The sequence below is a fragment of the Phytobacter sp. MRY16-398 genome, assembly GCF_003925915.1.
GTDB lineage: Bacteria > Pseudomonadota > Gammaproteobacteria > Enterobacterales > Enterobacteriaceae > Phytobacter > Phytobacter diazotrophicus.
The window spans coordinates 613,448-630,580 of record NZ_AP018756.1; the positions used below are offsets into that span (position 1 = coordinate 613,448).

A 17,133-nucleotide genomic window follows, 5' to 3' on the forward strand; every position below is an offset into this window, starting at 1 on the left:
CTTTGCACTAAAACCCCCAACCCGTTTCGGGAAGGGGGTTATCCTGTTTATTTTGGCTTCCTTTGCCGCATCATGCTGGTTCTGTCGATAAATTCATGGGTTACGGGATCGTGATAGCGCGATGGCCATATCACCCAGGGATCGGTATCCAGCGCGCGGGCAATGATGAGCTCTCCTTTTGGCCAGGAGCGTGTTAGCGCGTTCGCCAATGTCGATGAACTCAAACCACACTTGCGTGATTCTGCGGCCAGTGATGTCCCTTTTTTGTGCAGTCCGGCAATGATATCCGCCGGGTGCCAGTCAATGAATTTACTTTCCATTTTCTCTCCCTGGTGAAAGCCATTAAAACGCTATGGCAATATTCTATTGCTTAACATGACTATATAAGAGCTTTTGCTCTAAAAAGTTCAAGTAAGAGTGATAGCTTTAAGAATCCATCAAGGCTGAAAAACATGGGTTTTTGAATCTAAGTTGATTTTTATAGGAACTTATTGGCGCTTTCCCGTTGTCAGCGGGAAAGCAAGGTGATCAGTGATCGCGTTGGACCGCGATATGGGCCAGGCCAATGAGGGCTTCACGCCATGGGGAGTCCGGAAGAATCTGTAGAGCAGCGATAGCTTTATCCGCCTCTTCCTCCGCGCGACGACGCGTCCATTCCAGCGAACCACAGGCTGCCATAGCTTCCAGAACAGGTTCCAGAAGATGTCGTCCGTTGCCCTGCTCAATGGCTTCACGAATCATTTGTGCCTGCTCTGCAGTGCCATTATGCATCGCATGCAGCAAGGGGAGAGTCGGTTTACCTTCGTTGAGGTCATCGCCGGTGTTTTTACCCAGCGTTTCACCATCTGCACTGTAGTCCAGCAAATCATCGATGAGCTGGAAGGCAGTACCCAGATAGCGGCCATAATCCTGCAACGCTTTTTCTTGTGTGCCACTGCAACCCGCCAGTAAACCAGAACACTGGGCTGCCGCTTCAAACAGACGCGCGGTCTTGCTGTAAATTACGCGCATGTAGTTCTCTTCGGTGATGTTCGGGTCATTGACATTCATCAACTGCAGAACTTCACCTTCGGCTATTACATTCACCGCTTCGGACATGACTTCCAGTACTTTTAGCGAGCCAAGGCTGGTCATCATCTGAAAGGCGCGGGTGTAAATAAAATCACCGACCAGTACGCTGGCCGCGTTACCAAACGCAGCGTTAGCGGTGGCTTTGCCGCGGCGCATATCTGATTCATCCACAACATCGTCGTGAAGCAGCGTCGCCGTGTGGATAAATTCGATTAACGCGGCGATGGTCACATGCGCGTTGCCTTCGTAGCCAACGGCACGCGCTGCCAGTACGGCAATCATTGGACGGATACGTTTACCGCCGCCGCTAACAATGTAATAACCCAACTGGTTGATTAGCTGAACATCAGAGTTGAGCTGTTGCAGGATTGTCGCATTAACACCCGCCATATCTTGCGCGGTTAACTCATTGATTTTTTCTAAATTCATCGCAAAAGCCGGGCTTTCAGTCCTGTTTACCACATATCAAAATGGGATAACGAAGGGTTACGGGTTAGAATAGTATTGTTGATTGTACTGAAAAAACGCGCCAGATAAACGTTACCCTACGCATTGTGTTTTTTTTCTGCATGGATTGACGATCGCTCTTGTCAAAGGCTCGCGTTTTGCGTAATATTCGCGCCCTATTGTGAATATTTATAGCGCACTCTGAATCACACGATGATGTGCGCGGAAGCGGAGTTTTTTATGTACGCGGTTTTCCAAAGTGGTGGTAAACAACACCGAGTAAGCGAAGGTCAGACCGTTCGCCTGGAAAAGCTGGACATCGCAACTGGCGAATCTGTTGAATTCGCTGAAGTTCTGATGATCGCAAACGGTGAAGAAGTCAAAATCGGCGTTCCTTTCGTTGATGGCGGCGTAATCAAAGCTGAAGTTGTTGCTCACGGTCGTGGCGAGAAAGTTAAAATCGTTAAGTTTCGTCGTCGTAAACACTATCGTAAGCAACAGGGCCATCGTCAGTGGTTCACTGATGTGAAAATCACTGGCATCAGCGCCTAAGACCTGAGGAGTAGATTTAAATGGCACATAAAAAGGCTGGCGGCTCAACTCGTAACGGTCGCGATTCAGAAGCTAAACGCCTCGGCGTTAAGCGTTTCGGTGGCGAATCCGTTCTGGCGGGTAGCATCATCGTTCGTCAACGTGGCACCAAATTCCACGCTGGTACTAACGTAGGTTGCGGTCGTGACCACACTCTGTTTGCTAAAGCAGACGGTAAAGTGAAATTTGAAGTTAAAGGCCCGAACAACCGTAAATACATCAGCATCGTTGCTGAGTAAGTTTTTCGTGGTCCGGTAACGGATGAAAGCCCCGCAACACGTTGCGGGGCTTTTTACATTAGAAGTCCGGAAAAGTTTCTGTAGGGAAAACGGGCATGAAGCAGCAGGCTGGCATTGGTATTCTTTTGGCGCTCACCACCGCAATGTGTTGGGGTGCACTGCCAATTGCAATGAAACAGGTGCTGACAGTGATGGAACCCCCGACGGTGGTGTTTTATCGCTTTCTAATGGCGAGCATTGGCCTGGGGGCCATTCTGGCCGTTAAAGGCAAGCTTCCACCGCTGCGTATCTTTCGTAAGCCGCGCTGGCTGGTAATGCTGGCTATTGCGACGGGCGGTCTGTTCGGTAACTTCATCCTGTTTAGTTCTTCCCTGCAATATCTTAGCCCCACGGCGTCCCAGGTGATTGGTCAGCTTTCACCGGTCGGCATGATGGTAGCCAGCGTCTTTATCCTGAAAGAGAAGATGCGCGGGACGCAGGTGATAGGCGCAATTATGTTGCTTTGCGGTCTGGTCATGTTTTTCAATACCAGCCTGATAGAGATTTTTACCAAACTGACCGACTACACCTGGGGCGTTATTTTCGGTGTCGGGGCGGCAACGGTTTGGGTCAGTTATGGTGTCGCGCAAAAAGTATTATTGAGGCGTCTGGCTTCACAACAGATACTCTTTTTGCTGTACACTTTATGTACGATAGCGTTACTGCCGTTAGCCAGGCCCGGAGTGATTTCCCAGCTCAGCAACTGGCAACTTGCGTGTCTGTTTTTTTGTGGCCTGAATACACTGGTTGGCTATGGCGCGCTGGCGGAAGCAATGGCGCGCTGGCAGGCCGCGCAGGTCAGCGCGCTCATCACCCTGACGCCGCTGTTTACGCTGTTTTTTTCAGATTTATTATCAATGGCCTGGCCCGATGTTTTCGCCAGACCGATGTTAAACCTTATCGGTTATCTCGGTGCGTTTGTCGTGGTTGCGGGAGCAATGTATTCCGCCATTGGCCATCGTCTTTGGGGACGCTGGCGCAAGCGCGAAGTGATTGTCACTTTGCCCCGCTCAGGCGAATGAGTTACGGAGAGTAAAATGAAGTTTGTTGATGAAGCGGTCATCCTGGTCGTGGCGGGTGACGGTGGTAACGGTTGTGTGAGCTTCCGTCGCGAAAAATACATTCCTAACGGTGGCCCGGATGGCGGTGACGGTGGTGATGGTGGCGACGTGTGGCTGGAAGCAGACGAGAACCTGAACACCCTGATTGACTACCGCTTTGAAAAATCTTTTCGCGCTGAACGTGGGCAGAACGGTCAAAGCCGTGACTGCACGGGTAAACGCGGTAAAGATGTGACGGTGAAAGTACCCGTGGGTACGCGTGTGATTGACCAGGGCACTGGCGAAACCATGGGTGATATGACCAAACACGGTCAGCGTCTGATGGTGGCGAAAGGCGGCTGGCACGGTCTGGGTAATACCCGTTTCAAATCATCCGTTAACCGTACGCCGCGTCAGAAGACGATGGGTACGCCGGGTGATAAACGCGACCTCATGCTGGAGCTGATGCTGCTGGCGGATGTGGGGATGCTGGGTATGCCGAATGCGGGCAAATCGACTTTCATCCGAGCGGTCTCTGCGGCAAAACCTAAAGTGGCTGACTATCCGTTTACCACGCTGGTGCCAAGCCTTGGCGTCGTGCGTATGGATAACGAAAAAAGCTTTGTTGTCGCGGACATCCCGGGGCTGATTGAAGGGGCATCTGAAGGTGCCGGTCTGGGCATTCGCTTCCTCAAGCATCTTGAGCGCTGCCGCGTATTGCTGCATCTGATCGATATCGATCCGATTGATGGCTCTGATCCGGTTGATAACGCGCGGATCATCATTGGCGAGCTGGAAAAATACAGCGAAAAACTGGCGGCTAAACCGCGTTGGCTGGTCTTCAATAAAATTGACCTGATGGACAAAGCCACAGCAGAAGCCAAAGCCAAGGAGATCGCCGAAGCATTGGGCTGGGAAGATAAATATTACCTTATCTCTGCGGCCAGCCAGCAAGGTGTTAAGGATCTCTGCTGGGATGTGATGACCTTTATCATCGAAAATCCGATCACTCAGGCGCAGGAAGAGAAGCAGCCAGAGAAAGTCGAGTTTATGTGGGACGATTACCACCGTCAGCAGCTTGAAGAAAATGAAGAAGACGACCTGGACGATGATGATTGGGACGAAGATGACGAAGAAGGCGTTGAGTTCATCTATAAGCATTGATTCTGCTACTTCCCCGCAGGCGCAAGCCTGACGGGGTTACAGGCACTCTGAGCCGGGAAAGCGTTAACGCTACCCGGCTTTTTTATTAGTTGTTCTGGTAGATATCTTTGTACAGACGGCTTTCAAAGCGAACCAGTGGAATACGGCGGTTACGCTGATCGGCGGGTTCTACCGCATAACCTGACAGATATTGCACGAAGGCCATTCGCTGCCCACTGGCGGTAGTAATAAAGCCTGCCAGATTGTAAACGCCTTGCAGTGAACCTGTTTTAGCGGAAACCTTGCCGTCCACACCAGCCTCATGCAGGCCCGCGCGATACTGCAATGAGCCATCATAGCCCGCAAGCGGTAGCATAGAGATGTAGTTAAGCTCGCTGTCATGCTGGGCAATATACTGGAGTACCTGCATCATAGTGGCAGGGGCAATCAGATTATGGCGCGACAGGCCGGAGCCATCCGCAATGATCGTGTTTCCGATGTCCACACCGGCTTGCTGACGCAGAATTTGACGAACTGCATCAGAACCAGCGCGCCAGGTTCCCGGTACGCCAAAGTGGGCATGACCAATCATGCGGAAAACGGTATCGGCAATCATGTTGTCCGATTTTTTCAGCATGATTTTCAGCAAATCGTGCAAAGGGGCTGATTGCGTGCTGGCGATAACTGTACCAGGTTCGTTGACTTGGGTCTGGCGCAGCAGGGTTCCCGTATAGGTAATGCCTGCATCCTTGAGTTCTGCCTTGATTATGGCCCCCGCATAACTGGCGCCGTCCTGAATAGCAAAAGCCAGTGGAAGCGGGTCAGTACGTTGTGGCAGGCAGCCGGTGAGCGTGAAGCGGTTTAAATCGCCTGGTACAACATCCAGTTCGCAGTATTGCCCTTCGGATGCGCCGCGTGCCAGTGTACGAACCTGGCTGAACATGTTCACGGGGTAGTACGATGCGACGCGGATATAGGCGAGGTCTCCGGGTTTCTGCGCGCTGTATAACGAAACAGAGAAACAGTTGCGGTCAACAATAGCGGCGGCGGGCGGGGCGCTGAAACACTGGGTCATGTCGTTCCATGGCCAGCCGGGGGCTTTGTCATGGCTGGCAAAAATCGATGTATCGATGAGAACATTACCCTCGATTTTTTGCACACCGGATTTTTTCAGGATAGCGACCATATTGCGGATATTCTGACGTTTTAACGTCGGATCGCCGCCAAATCTCGCTACCAAGTCCCCTTTCAATACACCATCGGTAACCGTACCTTTACTCTCCAGCGTGGTGGTGAAACGGAAATCAGGGCCAAGCTGTAATAAAGCAGCCAGCGCGGTAATGACTTTTTGCGTACTCGCCGGTAAAGCCATTTGCTTGCCGTGATAATCGATGTCCGGTTCTTGTGCACCTACCTTTTGCACCATGAGGGCAAGGTTCGCGCCGTCCGGTAATTGGTTAATGTACTCGTCGACATTCGCGGCCTGGGCATTCAGGGCTATACTTGTGGTCAATCCGATGAAAAATCTGGAAAATCGCATAATCTCGCGCTAACAACCTGGAAACAAGCCGTCATACTACGGCGCATCGACCCGGAAAGTAAACGATGACCCATAGTGAACTTCCGGGTAAAATGCGTATCAAATTGAAAAATTACTGCTGACCTGGGGCTTTGTCTCCGGGTCAGTTTTCTTTTGCTTCTGGTCGGGGGTTATGCGCCTGAATCCGGGCAGACATAGCAGCCGGGGCGGGAGACTGCTCCTTACAGGAATGTTTAAGAGGTATAACAAATGCAAGCTATTCCGATGACCTTACGTGGTGCCGAAAAACTGCGCGAAGAGCTGGATTTTTTGAAATCTGTGCGCCGTCCTGAAATTATTGCCGCGATCGCGGAAGCGCGTGAGCATGGTGACCTGAAAGAAAATGCGGAATACCATGCGGCCCGCGAACAGCAAGGCTTTTGTGAAGGGCGTATCAAAGATATCGAAGCGAAACTGTCCAACGCACAGGTTATCGATATCACTAAAATGCCGAACAATGGGCGTGTGATTTTTGGTAGTACGGTAACTGTGCTTAATCTGGATACCGAGGAAGAGCAGACTTATCGCATCGTGGGTGACGACGAAGCTGACTTTAAGCAGAATCTGATCTCCGTAAATTCACCGATCGCGCGTGGCCTGATCGGTAAAGAACAAGACGATGTCGTTGTCATTCGTACCCCGGGCGGTGATGTCGAATTCGAAATTATCAAAGTGGAATACCTCTGAATAATTTCGTTAACCGCAGTTGTTGACGTATTGTAAAGAAAAGAAAAAGGCCGCATTGCGGCCTTTTAACAACTCAGTGAGCATGGCATTTTGCTCGTCTGTTAGCGAAAACCCCTCGTTTTACACAGATTTTGTGTTCAATTAAGGATATTCTTAGCGCGGCAGCGAGATTTTGCGCTCTTTAGCAGGACGATAAAGCACCAGCGTTTTACCGATGACCTGTACGTTACAGGCGCCGGTTTCGCGTACAATAGCTTCCACGATCAAGGTTTTAGTCTCGCGGTCTTCGGTAGCGATTTTGACCTTGATAAGTTCATGGTGCTCTAACGCTTGTTCGATCTCGGCCAGTACCCCTTCGGTCAAACCATTATTGCCAAGCATAACTACAGGCTTGAGCGGATGTGCCAGACCTTTCAGGTGCTGTTTTTGTTTAGTACTCAGATTCATCGTATATTTTGCTTACGTTGGGATTGAAAACGGGTCATTCTACCGCCATCTCCCATATATCACCAAATCGCCGCGTGTAATTTTACGTTGCTGTATACGATGAACCCAGACGGAATGTGAAATGACAGGTAAGAAGCGTTCTGCCAGCTCGAGTCGCTGGCTTCAGGAACACTTTAGCGATAAATATGTTCAACAGGCGCAGAAAAAAGGGTTGCGTTCCCGTGCCTGGTTTAAACTTGATGAAATACAGCAAAGTGACAAACTTTTTAAGCCGGGAATGACGGTTGTCGATCTCGGTGCTGCTCCTGGTGGCTGGTCGCAATATGCGGTCACGCAAATCGGGGGCACAGGCCGTATCATCGCGTGTGATCTTTTACCTATGGATCCAATCGTTGGTGTGGACTTTCTTCAGGGTGACTTTCGTGATGAATTAGTCCTGAAAGCATTACTGGATCGAGTCGGGGACAGTAAAGTACAAGTTGTCATGTCAGATATGGCACCAAACATGAGCGGAACCCCAGCAGTTGATATTCCCCGCTCTATGTACCTGGTGGAACTGGCGCTGCAGATGTGCCGGGATGTGTTAGCGCCTGGTGGTGGTTTTGTTGTGAAAGTCTTTCAGGGCGAAGGTTTCGATGAGTACCTTAGGGAAATTCGCTCTCTGTTTACGAAAGTGAAAGTTCGTAAGCCGGACTCTTCCCGTGCCCGTTCACGAGAAGTGTACATTGTAGCGACCGGGCGAAAACTATAGTAACCTGACGCTGTTTTTAACACAGTTGTAATATGAGGTTAATCCCTTGAGTGACATGGCGAAAAACCTAATACTCTGGCTGGTCATTGCCGTTGTGCTGATGTCAGTATTCCAGAGCTTTGGGCCCAGCGAGTCTAATGGCCGTAAGGTGGATTATTCTACCTTCCTGCAGGAGGTCAACCAGGACCAGGTTCGCGAAGCGCGTATCAACGGACGTGAGATCAACGTTACCAAGAAAGATAGTAACCGTTACACGACTTACATCCCGGTGAACGATCCGAAACTGCTTGATAACCTGCTGACTAAAAATGTCAAAGTGGTTGGCGAGCCGCCGGAAGAACCGAGCCTGCTGGCTTCAATCTTTATTTCCTGGTTCCCGATGCTGTTGCTGATTGGGGTCTGGATATTCTTTATGCGCCAAATGCAGGGCGGCGGTGGCAAAGGCGCCATGTCGTTCGGTAAAAGCAAAGCGCGAATGTTGACGGAAGACCAGATCAAAACCACTTTTGCCGATGTCGCAGGCTGTGACGAAGCGAAAGAAGAAGTGGGTGAACTGGTTGAGTACCTGCGTGAGCCGAGCCGCTTCCAGAAACTGGGCGGTAAAATCCCGAAAGGCGTTCTGATGGTCGGCCCTCCGGGTACTGGTAAAACGCTGCTCGCAAAAGCTATCGCGGGTGAAGCGAAGGTTCCATTCTTTACCATTTCTGGTTCTGACTTTGTGGAAATGTTCGTTGGTGTCGGTGCATCCCGTGTGCGTGACATGTTCGAACAAGCCAAAAAAGCAGCACCATGCATTATCTTCATCGATGAAATCGACGCCGTCGGTCGCCAGCGTGGCGCTGGCTTAGGCGGTGGTCACGATGAACGCGAGCAGACGCTTAACCAGATGCTGGTTGAGATGGATGGTTTCGAAGGTAACGAAGGTATCATCGTTATTGCTGCGACTAACCGTCCGGACGTTCTCGACCCTGCGCTGTTGCGTCCGGGCCGCTTTGACCGCCAGGTCGTTGTGGGTCTGCCGGATGTTCGCGGTCGTGAGCAAATCCTGAAAGTGCATATGCGTCGCGTACCGCTCTCTCCGGATATTGATGCGGCAATTATCGCGCGTGGTACGCCTGGTTTCTCCGGTGCGGATCTGGCGAACCTGGTGAATGAGGCAGCGCTGTTTGCTGCTCGTGGCAACAAGCGCGTCGTTTCAATGGTTGAGTTCGAAAAAGCGAAAGACAAAATCATGATGGGTGCGGAACGCCGCTCCATGGTGATGACGGAAGCGCAGAAAGAATCTACCGCTTACCACGAGGCGGGCCATGCGATTATTGGTCGTCTGGTGCCGGAACACGATCCGGTGCATAAAGTGACGATTATTCCGCGCGGCCGTGCGCTGGGTGTGACCTTCTTCCTGCCTGAAGGTGACGCAATCAGCGCCAGCCGTCAGAAGCTGGAAAGCCAGATCTCCACGCTGTACGGCGGCCGTCTGGCGGAAGAGATCATCTACGGCGTTGAACATGTTTCTACCGGCGCGTCGAACGACATCAAAGTCGCGACCAACCTGGCGCGCAACATGGTGACGCAGTGGGGCTTCTCTGACAAACTCGGTCCGTTGCTGTACGCCGAAGAAGAGGGTGAAGTATTCCTCGGCCGTAGCGTCGCGAAAGCCAAACATATGTCCGATGAGACCGCGCGTATCATCGACCAGGAAGTGAAATCGCTGATTGAACGTAATTACAATCGTGCGCGTCAACTCCTGAATGAAAACATGGACATCCTGCACGCGATGAAAGATGCGCTCATGAAATATGAGACCATCGACGCGCCGCAGATTGATGATCTGATGGCTCGCCGTGATGTTCGCCCGCCTGCTGGCTGGGAAGAACCAGGCACCAACAATTCTGACAGCAATGGCACTCCGCGTGCACCGCGTCCGGTAGATGAACCGCGTACGCCGAACCCGGGTAACACGATGTCTGAACAGTTGGGCGACAAGTAAGTTTTCTATTGTCGATAATGTGTTCTTTTGCTGAAACCCTGGGGCTTGCTCCGGGGTTTTTCTTTTTTACACAACCAAATATTCAAAAAGGTTTTACGTCATGAAATTGCATGCCCAGGGCACCACCCTCGATCTTTCTCATCCGCATGTGATGGGAATTCTCAATGTAACGCCGGATTCTTTTTCCGATGGCGGAACGCATAACACGTTGGTCGAGGCGGTCAGGCATGCCAATCTGATGATTAATGCTGGCGCAACGATTGTCGATGTCGGTGGCGAATCTACGCGTCCGGGGGCGGCAGATGTCAGTGTAGAGGAAGAGCTGGAGCGCGTTATTCCGGTCGTCGAAGCGATAGCGCAGCGCTTTGAAGTGTGGATTTCTGTCGATACCTCTAAACCCGACGTTATCCGTGAGTCGGCAAGAGTAGGGGCGCATATCATCAATGATATCCGTTCGCTGACTGAACCCGGCGCGCTGGAAGCCGCTGCAGAAACAGGTTTGCCTGTTTGCCTGATGCATATGCAGGGCCAGCCAAAAACGATGCAGGAAGCGCCTAAGTATGATGACGTATTTACGGATGTGAATAGCTTCTTTATAAATCATATTGCCCGGTGCGAGCGGGCAGGTATCTCAAAAGAGAAATTGTTACTCGACCCTGGATTTGGTTTCGGTAAAAATCTCTCACACAACTACGCGCTCCTCGCCCGCCTGGCGGAGTTTCATCATTTTAACCTGCCCCTGTTGGTAGGAATGTCGCGTAAATCGATGGTTGGCCAGTTACTGAATGTTGGCCCGAACGAAAGGTTGAGTGGTAGCCTGGCATGTGCGGTGATTGCCGCCATGCAAGGTGCGCACATTATTCGTGTCCACGATGTAAAAGAAACGGTTGAAGCCATGCGGGTGGTGGAAGCCACACTGTCAGCGTCAGCGAAGGAAAACAAACGCTATGAGTAATCGTAAATATTTTGGCACCGATGGCATCCGTGGTCGCGTTGGTGATGCGCCAATTACCCCTGACTTTGTGCTTAAGCTGGGCTGGGCGGCTGGTAAGGTGCTGGCCCGTCATGGCTCACGCAAAATTATTATTGGCAAAGACACCCGAATTTCCGGCTATATGCTGGAATCCGCACTCGAAGCGGGTCTCGCTGCTGCGGGGTTATCTGCCTCTTTTACCGGGCCGATGCCCACTCCCGCAGTGGCATACCTGACCCGTACGTTTCGTGCGGAAGCGGGTATTGTCATCTCCGCATCACATAACCCTTTTTATGACAACGGCATTAAGTTCTTTTCTATCGACGGTACCAAGCTGCCGGACGCGGTAGAGGAAGCCATTGAAGCTGAGATGGAAAAAGAGCTGACCTGCGTGGATTCAGCAGAGCTGGGGAAAGCCAGCCGTATCGTGGATGCCGCTGGCCGCTATATCGAATTTTGCAAAGCCACATTCCCGAATGAGCTCAGCCTGAACACGCTTAAAATCGTTGTGGACTGCGCGAATGGCGCTACCTACCACATTGCCCCGAGTGTCTTCCGTGAGCTGGGTGCGAAAGTGATCGCAATGGGTTGCGAGCCTGATGGCGTCAACATCAATGAAAACTGCGGCGCAACGGATGTCCGGGCATTGCAGCAACGCGTTCTGAGTGAAAAAGCAGATTTAGGTATCGCTTTTGATGGCGACGGTGACCGTGTGATCATGGTTGACCACGAAGGCAACAAAGTCGATGGTGACCAAATTCTCTATATCATCGCTCGCGAAGCCCTGCGTCAGGGCCAACTGCGCGGCGGTGCTGTCGGTACACTGATGAGCAATATGGGGCTGGAACTGGCGCTCAAACAGCTCGGCATTCCGTTTGCACGTGCGAAAGTGGGCGACCGCTATGTGCTGGAGAAATTGCAGGAAAAAGGCTGGCGCCTTGGTGCGGAGAACTCGGGCCACGTCATTCTGCTGGACAAAACCACGACAGGCGATGGCATTGTCGCGGGCTTGCAGGTTGTGGCGGCGATGGTGCGTAATCATATGAGCCTGCATGATTTGTGCAGCGGGATGACAATGTTCCCTCAGGTACTGGTGAATGTGCGTTACACCTCCAGTGATATTGATCCGCTTGAAGATGAGCAGGTTAAAAGCGTGACCGCTGAGGTTGAAGCGGCACTGGGGAATCGTGGCCGTGTGCTGTTGCGTAAATCCGGCACTGAACCACTGATTCGCGTCATGGTGGAAGGCGAGGTTGAAGAGCACGTTGTCGCATTTGCCAACCGTATCGCCGATGCGGTTAAAGCGGTTTAACGGTCATTAAGTGTCTAAAAAGGCGGCGTTTGCTGCCTTTTTAATGCGCGACATCCCCGTTTTTGCTGTTTTTTTCCTCACTTGATAAAATGCGATTAAAATGGCCTTGCGAAGGTGATTCGCTTTGGTTAGTATTCACACCCGCTTCAGTGGGAAACATTAACAACCCCACTTTTATTGGTTTGAAGCATTGGCATGCGGCAACCCCGCAAGGAACAGGTTGATTATGTACGAAGCTCTTTTAGTTGTTTTCCTTATTGTGGCAATTGGCCTTGTTGGTTTAATCATGCTGCAGCAAGGTAAAGGCGCTGATATGGGAGCCTCATTTGGCGCAGGCGCTTCTGCAACGTTGTTCGGTTCAAGTGGTTCTGGTAACTTCATGACCCGTATGACTGCTGTGTTGGCGACACTGTTCTTCATCATCAGTCTGGTGCTGGGTAACATTAATACCAACAAAACCAATAAAGGAAGTGAATGGGAAAGACTGAGTGCTCCGGCTCAAACTGAGCAGACTCAGCCAGCAGCTCCGGCGCAGCCGAGCAGCGATATCCCGAAATAAGAAGTCGTCGTACCGAGGTGGTGGAATTGGTAGACACGCTACCTTGAGGTGGTAGTGCCCTAACGGGCTTGTGGGTTCGAGTCCCATCCTCGGTACCAATATTCCGAAAGAAAGACGCTAATAAGCGTCTTTTTTTTCGTCTGTAGAAAAGGCCATGCACTTGTATGTATGTGACTCGGACACGGGTTGATGGCTATCGTCTCCACGGCGTGATGTTACTGCATAAATGTATGGCATAAAAAAAGCCGCTTTCGCGGCTTTTCTCATTTTTGATCAGCGCTTATTTAGCTTTGTTTTCCAGATTTTCTACCTGCGGCAGACCTGTCGCAGAAGAGGCGGAAAGAAGACCGGACTGCGCATAACCGAACAGTTTTTCACGTGTATCGGTAATGTCCAGGTTACGCATCGTCAACTGACCAATACGATCATCCGGAGAGAATACGGAATCGCCTTTCTCCATGGTCAGACGTTCTGGCTTATAAGTCAGGTTATCAGACACAGTATTCAGGATGGAGTAGTCGTTACCGCGACGCAGTTCCAGCGTCACTTCACCCGTAATCTGGCTCGCCACCCAGCGTTGCAGACCATCACGCAGCATCAGTGCCTGAGAGTCGAACCAGCGGCCCTGATACAGCAAGCGACCCAACTGACGACCATGCGCATGATACTGCTCAATAGTGTCTTCGTTGTGAATACCGGTCAGCAGACGTTCATAGGCGATATGCAGCAACGCCATCCCCGGCGCTTCATAGATGCCGCGGCTTTTCGCTTCGATGATACGGTTTTCAATCTGGTCGCTCATGCCCAGACCGTGACGGCCACCGATCCGGTTAGCTTCCATCATTAGCTCAACATCATCGCTAAACGTTTTACCGTTCAGGGCAACCGGATGGCCTTGCTCAAAACGTACGGTCACTTCTTCTGCCGGGATTTTTACATTTTCATCCCAGAACTTAACGCCCATGATCGGGTTTACGATCTTCACACTGGAGTTCAGGAATTCGAGGTCCTTCGCTTCATGCGTTGCGCCGAGCATGTTCGAGTCGGTGGAATACGCTTTTTCCACGGACATTTTGTAGTCGAAACCACAGGCGATCATGAATTCGGACATTTCCTGACGGCCGCCCAGCTCATCAATAAAATCGGTATCCAGCCACGGCTTATAGATTTTCAGCTCGGCGTTGGTCAACAGGCCATAACGATAGAAACGCTCAATATCATTACCTTTATAGGTACTGCCATCGCCCCAGATGTTAACGCCATCTTCTTTCATTGCAGCAACGAGCATGGTACCGGTTACCGCACGACCGAGCGGGGTGGTGTTGAAGTAGGTCAGGCCGCCCGTTGTGTTATGAAACGCGCCGCACTGAATTGCGGCAATGCCTTCGGCAACCAGTTGCTTACGGCAGTCGATCAGGCGGGCATTCTCCGCGCCATATTCCTTTGCACGACGAGGAATTGCGTCATAGTCGTCCTCGTCCGGTTGACCCAGATTCGCAGTGTATGCGTAAGGAACGGCACCTTTTTTGCGCATCCACAGCAATGCCGCGCTGGTATCTAGGCCCCCGGAGAAGGCGATACCAATACGTTGACCAACCGGAAGATGCTTGAGAATCGTCGTCATAAAATAAATCCCTGCTTAATATACCTATGGTGAGAGACTTAACAGCCACGCCATGATGTTTAATACCATTCACTGTTGTTGCGATAATGAATGGTTATGCAAAATAAATGAGTTTTCATTTAAACATTTTTTGGCGATGACAGGAAGAGAAGAGTGCAATTTTCATCGCAATAATGGCTGATAATGCCCTCTGAAAATGCATCCGCCATTGCGCATGATAATACAAGTCCGGGCGCATAAAAGGCAAACCTGTCAGGGTTGACAGATAGTTATGTTTATCAATATAATGTACGCAGATTATACGTCCCGTCTTCGGTACCAAATCCCAGCATTATTTGCAAATCTTCTGCTAACCGAGTAGAATTTGCCACGTTTCAGGCGCGGGGTGGAGCAGCCTGGTAGCTCGTCGGGCTCATAACCCGAAGGTCGTCGGTTCAAATCCGGCCCCCGCAACCACTTTCCCTAAGTGTTCTTTTTCAAATATACTATGAAGACTTAACGCCTTCGTCGCTGGATTTGAAAAAAATACTCCCGGAAGGTTCTCCAGGCCGCAGTTGCGGCTATAGGGTTCAGTTATTTAAAGCCCCGATTTATCGGGGTTTTTTGTTATCTGACTACGGAATAACTGGGCTTTACGCCCTTTTTTTATGTCTTGGGGGTGGGCTTGTCCACATTAGAGCAAAAATTAACAGAGATGATCACAGCACCGGTTGAAGCACTGGGCTACGAGCTGGTTGGTATTGAATTTGTGCGTGGTCGCACATCTACACTGCGCATCTATATTGATAGTGAAGATGGCATCAATGTTGATGATTGTGCCGATGTCAGCCACCAGGTCAGCGCGGTGATGGATGTTGAAGATCCTATTACCGTTGCTTATAACCTGGAAGTGTCCTCACCAGGCCTTGATCGTCCCTTATTTACAGCGGAACACTACGCGCGTTTTACGGGTGAAGAGGTGTCGCTGGTCTTGCGTATGGCGGTACAGAACCGTCGCAAATGGCAAGGCGTTATCAAAGGTGTCGATGGCGAGATGATCACCGTTACGGTCGAAGGTAAAGATGAAGTGTTCGCATTGAGTAACATTCAGAAAGCGAACCTGGTCCCCCACTTTTAACAGTCTGGATTGAGGTGAAAGGCCCCCGATGAATAAAGAAATTTTGGCTGTTGTTGAAGCTGTTTCTAACGAAAAAGCGCTGCCGCGTGAAAAAATCTTCGAAGCGCTGGAAAGTGCTCTGGCTACAGCAACCAAGAAAAAATACGAGCAAGAGATTGATGTCCGCGTAGAGATCGATCGTAAGAGCGGTGATTTCGATACGTTCCGCCGTTGGGTTGTGGTCGAAGAAGTTACCCAGCCGACGCGCGAAATTACGCTGGAAGCGGCTCGCTTCGAAGACGAAAGCATGAATGTTGGTGATTTTGTTGAAGACCAGATTGAATCTGTCACCTTTGACCGTATTACCACCCAAACGGCAAAACAGGTTATCGTGCAGAAAGTGCGCGAAGCTGAACGTGCAATGGTTGTTGACCAGTTCCGTGAGCATGAAGGCGAGATCATCACGGGTGTGGTGAAGAAAGTGAACCGCGACAACATCACGCTTGATCTGGGTAGCAATGCCGAAGCTGTCATTCTGCGTGAAGACATGCTGCCGCGTGAAAACTTCCGTCCGGGCGACCGTATTCGCGGCGTGCTCTATGCTGTACGTCCCGAAGCGCGTGGCGCACAGTTGTTCGTGACGCGTTCCAAACCTGAGATGCTGATCGAACTGTTCCGCATTGAAGTACCGGAAATCGGCGAAGAAGTTATCGAAATCAAAGCGGCTGCTCGCGATCCTGGTTCTCGTGCAAAAATTGCTGTGAAAACCAACGACAAACGTATCGACCCGGTCGGTGCGTGTGTAGGGATGCGTGGCGCACGTGTTCAGGCAGTATCAACCGAACTGGGCGGCGAGCGAATCGATATCGTCCTGTGGGATGATAACCCGGCGCAGTTCGTTATTAACGCCATGGCGCCTGCTGATGTTGCTTCTATCGTTGTTGATGAAGACAAGCACACCATGGATATCGCAGTTGAAGCCGGTAACCTGGCTCAGGCGATTGGCCGTAATGGCCAGAACGTTCGTCTGGCTTCACAGCTGAGCGGCTGGGAACTCAACGTGATGACCGTTGAAGACCTGCAGGCGAAGCATCAGGCAGAAGCCCATGCAGCGATCGACACCTTCACTCGCTACCTCGACATTGACGAAGACTTCGCCACTGTTCTGGTTGAAGAAGGTTTCTCCACGCTGGAAGAACTGGCCTATGTGCCAATGAAAGAGCTGCTGGAAATCGACGGTCTGGATGAAGATACCGTTGAAGCCCTGCGTGAACGCGCGAAAAATGCCCTGACCACCCTGGCTCTGGCGCAGGAAGAAAGCATCGGTAATAAAGAACCGGCTGAAGACCTGCTGAACCTGGAAGGTTTGGATCGTGCGTTGGCGTTTAAACTGGCAGCCCGCGGTGTTTGTACGCTGGAAGATCTCGCCGACCAGGGCGTAGATGACCTGAGCGATATCGACGGTTTGACCGACGAGAAAGCCGGGGAGCTCATCATGGCCGCACGTAATATTTGCTGGTTTGGTGGCGAAGCGTAATAAACTGTAGC

The 17,133-nt window shown here is 51.1% G+C and carries 17 protein-coding genes and 2 tRNA genes; 14 read left to right on the plus strand and 5 right to left on the minus strand.

Features of this window, described 5'->3' with window-relative positions; translation table 11 throughout:
* Window positions 1-47 precede the first annotated feature (47 nt).
* Window positions 48-320, minus strand: a complete 273-nt coding sequence (sfsB, locus tag MRY16398_RS02960) for a DNA-binding transcriptional regulator SfsB (protein WP_039077464.1) — start codon at window positions 318-320, stop codon at window positions 48-50.
* Window positions 321-528: 208 nt separating this feature from the next.
* Window positions 529-1,500: an octaprenyl diphosphate synthase gene (gene ispB, locus MRY16398_RS02965; protein ID WP_125123813.1), complete on the minus strand. Its 972-nt coding sequence runs from the start codon at window positions 1,498-1,500 to the stop codon at window positions 529-531.
* A gap of 258 nt (window positions 1,501-1,758) precedes the next feature.
* On the opposite strand from ispB, the gene rplU reads away from it, so the two are divergent.
* From rplU to cgtA, 4 genes are all read left to right on the plus strand, one after another.
* The gene (rplU, locus tag MRY16398_RS02970; protein ID WP_003025032.1) at window positions 1,759-2,070 is read left to right on the plus strand and encodes a 50S ribosomal protein L21; all 312 of its coding nucleotides are present in this window, start codon (window positions 1,759-1,761) and stop codon (window positions 2,068-2,070) included.
* A 20-nt stretch (window positions 2,071-2,090) separates the two neighbouring features.
* Complete coding sequence (gene rpmA / locus MRY16398_RS02975; RefSeq protein WP_003861831.1) at window positions 2,091-2,348, plus strand: 50S ribosomal protein L27; 258 nt, start codon at window positions 2,091-2,093, stop codon at window positions 2,346-2,348.
* Between the two features lie 95 nt (window positions 2,349-2,443).
* Entirely contained in the window at window positions 2,444-3,409 is a 966-nt protein-coding gene (locus MRY16398_RS02980) for a DMT family transporter (protein ID WP_039077466.1), read from the plus strand.
* Between the two features lie 15 nt (window positions 3,410-3,424).
* On the plus strand, window positions 3,425-4,591 hold the full coding sequence (gene cgtA / locus MRY16398_RS02985) for an Obg family GTPase CgtA (RefSeq protein WP_039077467.1): 1,167 nt from the start codon (window positions 3,425-3,427) through the stop codon (window positions 4,589-4,591).
* Between the two features lie 85 nt (window positions 4,592-4,676).
* Here the strand turns inward: cgtA and dacB are convergent, their stop codons facing one another.
* Window positions 4,677-6,110 carry a serine-type D-Ala-D-Ala carboxypeptidase gene (dacB, locus tag MRY16398_RS02990; protein WP_125123814.1) on the minus strand — a complete coding sequence of 478 codons (1,434 nt, stop codon included), beginning with the start codon at window positions 6,108-6,110 and terminating at the stop codon, window positions 4,677-4,679.
* A gap of 249 nt (window positions 6,111-6,359) precedes the next feature.
* Between dacB and greA the strand changes: the two genes are divergently transcribed.
* Window positions 6,360-6,836 (plus strand): transcription elongation factor GreA, encoded by a 477-nt coding sequence (gene greA / locus MRY16398_RS02995; RefSeq protein ID WP_125123815.1) that lies wholly within the window; start codon window positions 6,360-6,362, stop codon window positions 6,834-6,836.
* Between the two features lie 153 nt (window positions 6,837-6,989).
* On the opposite strand, the gene yhbY is transcribed toward greA, so the two are convergent.
* Complete coding sequence (gene yhbY / locus MRY16398_RS03000; RefSeq protein WP_039077470.1) at window positions 6,990-7,283, minus strand: ribosome assembly RNA-binding protein YhbY; 294 nt, start codon at window positions 7,281-7,283, stop codon at window positions 6,990-6,992.
* A gap of 121 nt (window positions 7,284-7,404) precedes the next feature.
* Here yhbY and rlmE point away from each other — a divergent pair, with 121 nt between their 5' ends.
* From rlmE to MRY16398_RS03030, 6 genes are all read left to right on the plus strand, one after another.
* Window positions 7,405-8,034 carry a 23S rRNA (uridine(2552)-2'-O)-methyltransferase RlmE gene (gene rlmE, locus MRY16398_RS03005; protein ID WP_039077471.1) on the plus strand — a complete coding sequence of 210 codons (630 nt, stop codon included), beginning with the start codon at window positions 7,405-7,407 and terminating at the stop codon, window positions 8,032-8,034.
* 55 nt (window positions 8,035-8,089) lie between these two features.
* Complete coding sequence (gene ftsH / locus MRY16398_RS03010) at window positions 8,090-10,021, plus strand: ATP-dependent zinc metalloprotease FtsH (RefSeq protein WP_039077472.1); 1,932 nt, start codon at window positions 8,090-8,092, stop codon at window positions 10,019-10,021.
* Window positions 10,022-10,121: 100 nt separating this feature from the next.
* Window positions 10,122-10,976: a dihydropteroate synthase gene (folP, locus tag MRY16398_RS03015; RefSeq protein ID WP_079497058.1), complete on the plus strand. Its 855-nt coding sequence runs from the start codon at window positions 10,122-10,124 to the stop codon at window positions 10,974-10,976.
* Window positions 10,969-12,306 (plus strand): phosphoglucosamine mutase, encoded by a 1,338-nt coding sequence (gene glmM, locus MRY16398_RS03020; protein WP_039077474.1) that lies wholly within the window; start codon window positions 10,969-10,971, stop codon window positions 12,304-12,306. Before folP ends, glmM begins: the two co-directional genes overlap by 8 nt.
* A 226-nt stretch (window positions 12,307-12,532) precedes the next feature.
* Window positions 12,533-12,865, plus strand: coding sequence for a preprotein translocase subunit SecG (gene secG / locus MRY16398_RS03025; protein WP_071194444.1), 333 nt, complete (start codon window positions 12,533-12,535; stop codon window positions 12,863-12,865).
* Between the two features lie 11 nt (window positions 12,866-12,876).
* Window positions 12,877-12,963 (plus strand) — tRNA-Leu (locus MRY16398_RS03030).
* 182 nt (window positions 12,964-13,145) lie between these two features.
* On the opposite strand, the gene argG is transcribed toward MRY16398_RS03030, so the two are convergent.
* The gene (gene argG, locus MRY16398_RS03035) at window positions 13,146-14,489 is read right to left on the minus strand and encodes an argininosuccinate synthase (RefSeq protein WP_039077476.1); all 1,344 of its coding nucleotides are present in this window, start codon (window positions 14,487-14,489) and stop codon (window positions 13,146-13,148) included.
* Window positions 14,490-14,868: 379 nt separating this feature from the next.
* On the opposite strand from argG, the gene MRY16398_RS03040 reads away from it, so the two are divergent.
* The 3 genes from MRY16398_RS03040 to nusA all read left to right on the plus strand — a co-directional run bounded on the left by MRY16398_RS03040 (window position 14,869) and on the right by nusA (window position 17,122).
* Window positions 14,869-14,945 (plus strand) — tRNA-Met (locus MRY16398_RS03040).
* Window positions 14,946-15,153: 208 nt separating this feature from the next.
* Complete coding sequence (rimP, locus tag MRY16398_RS03045; RefSeq protein ID WP_047373469.1) at window positions 15,154-15,606, plus strand: ribosome maturation factor RimP; 453 nt, start codon at window positions 15,154-15,156, stop codon at window positions 15,604-15,606.
* 28 nt (window positions 15,607-15,634) lie between these two features.
* Window positions 15,635-17,122, plus strand: coding sequence for a transcription termination factor NusA (nusA, locus tag MRY16398_RS03050; RefSeq protein ID WP_039077477.1), 1,488 nt, complete (start codon window positions 15,635-15,637; stop codon window positions 17,120-17,122).
* Window positions 17,123-17,133: the final 11 nt, after the last annotated feature.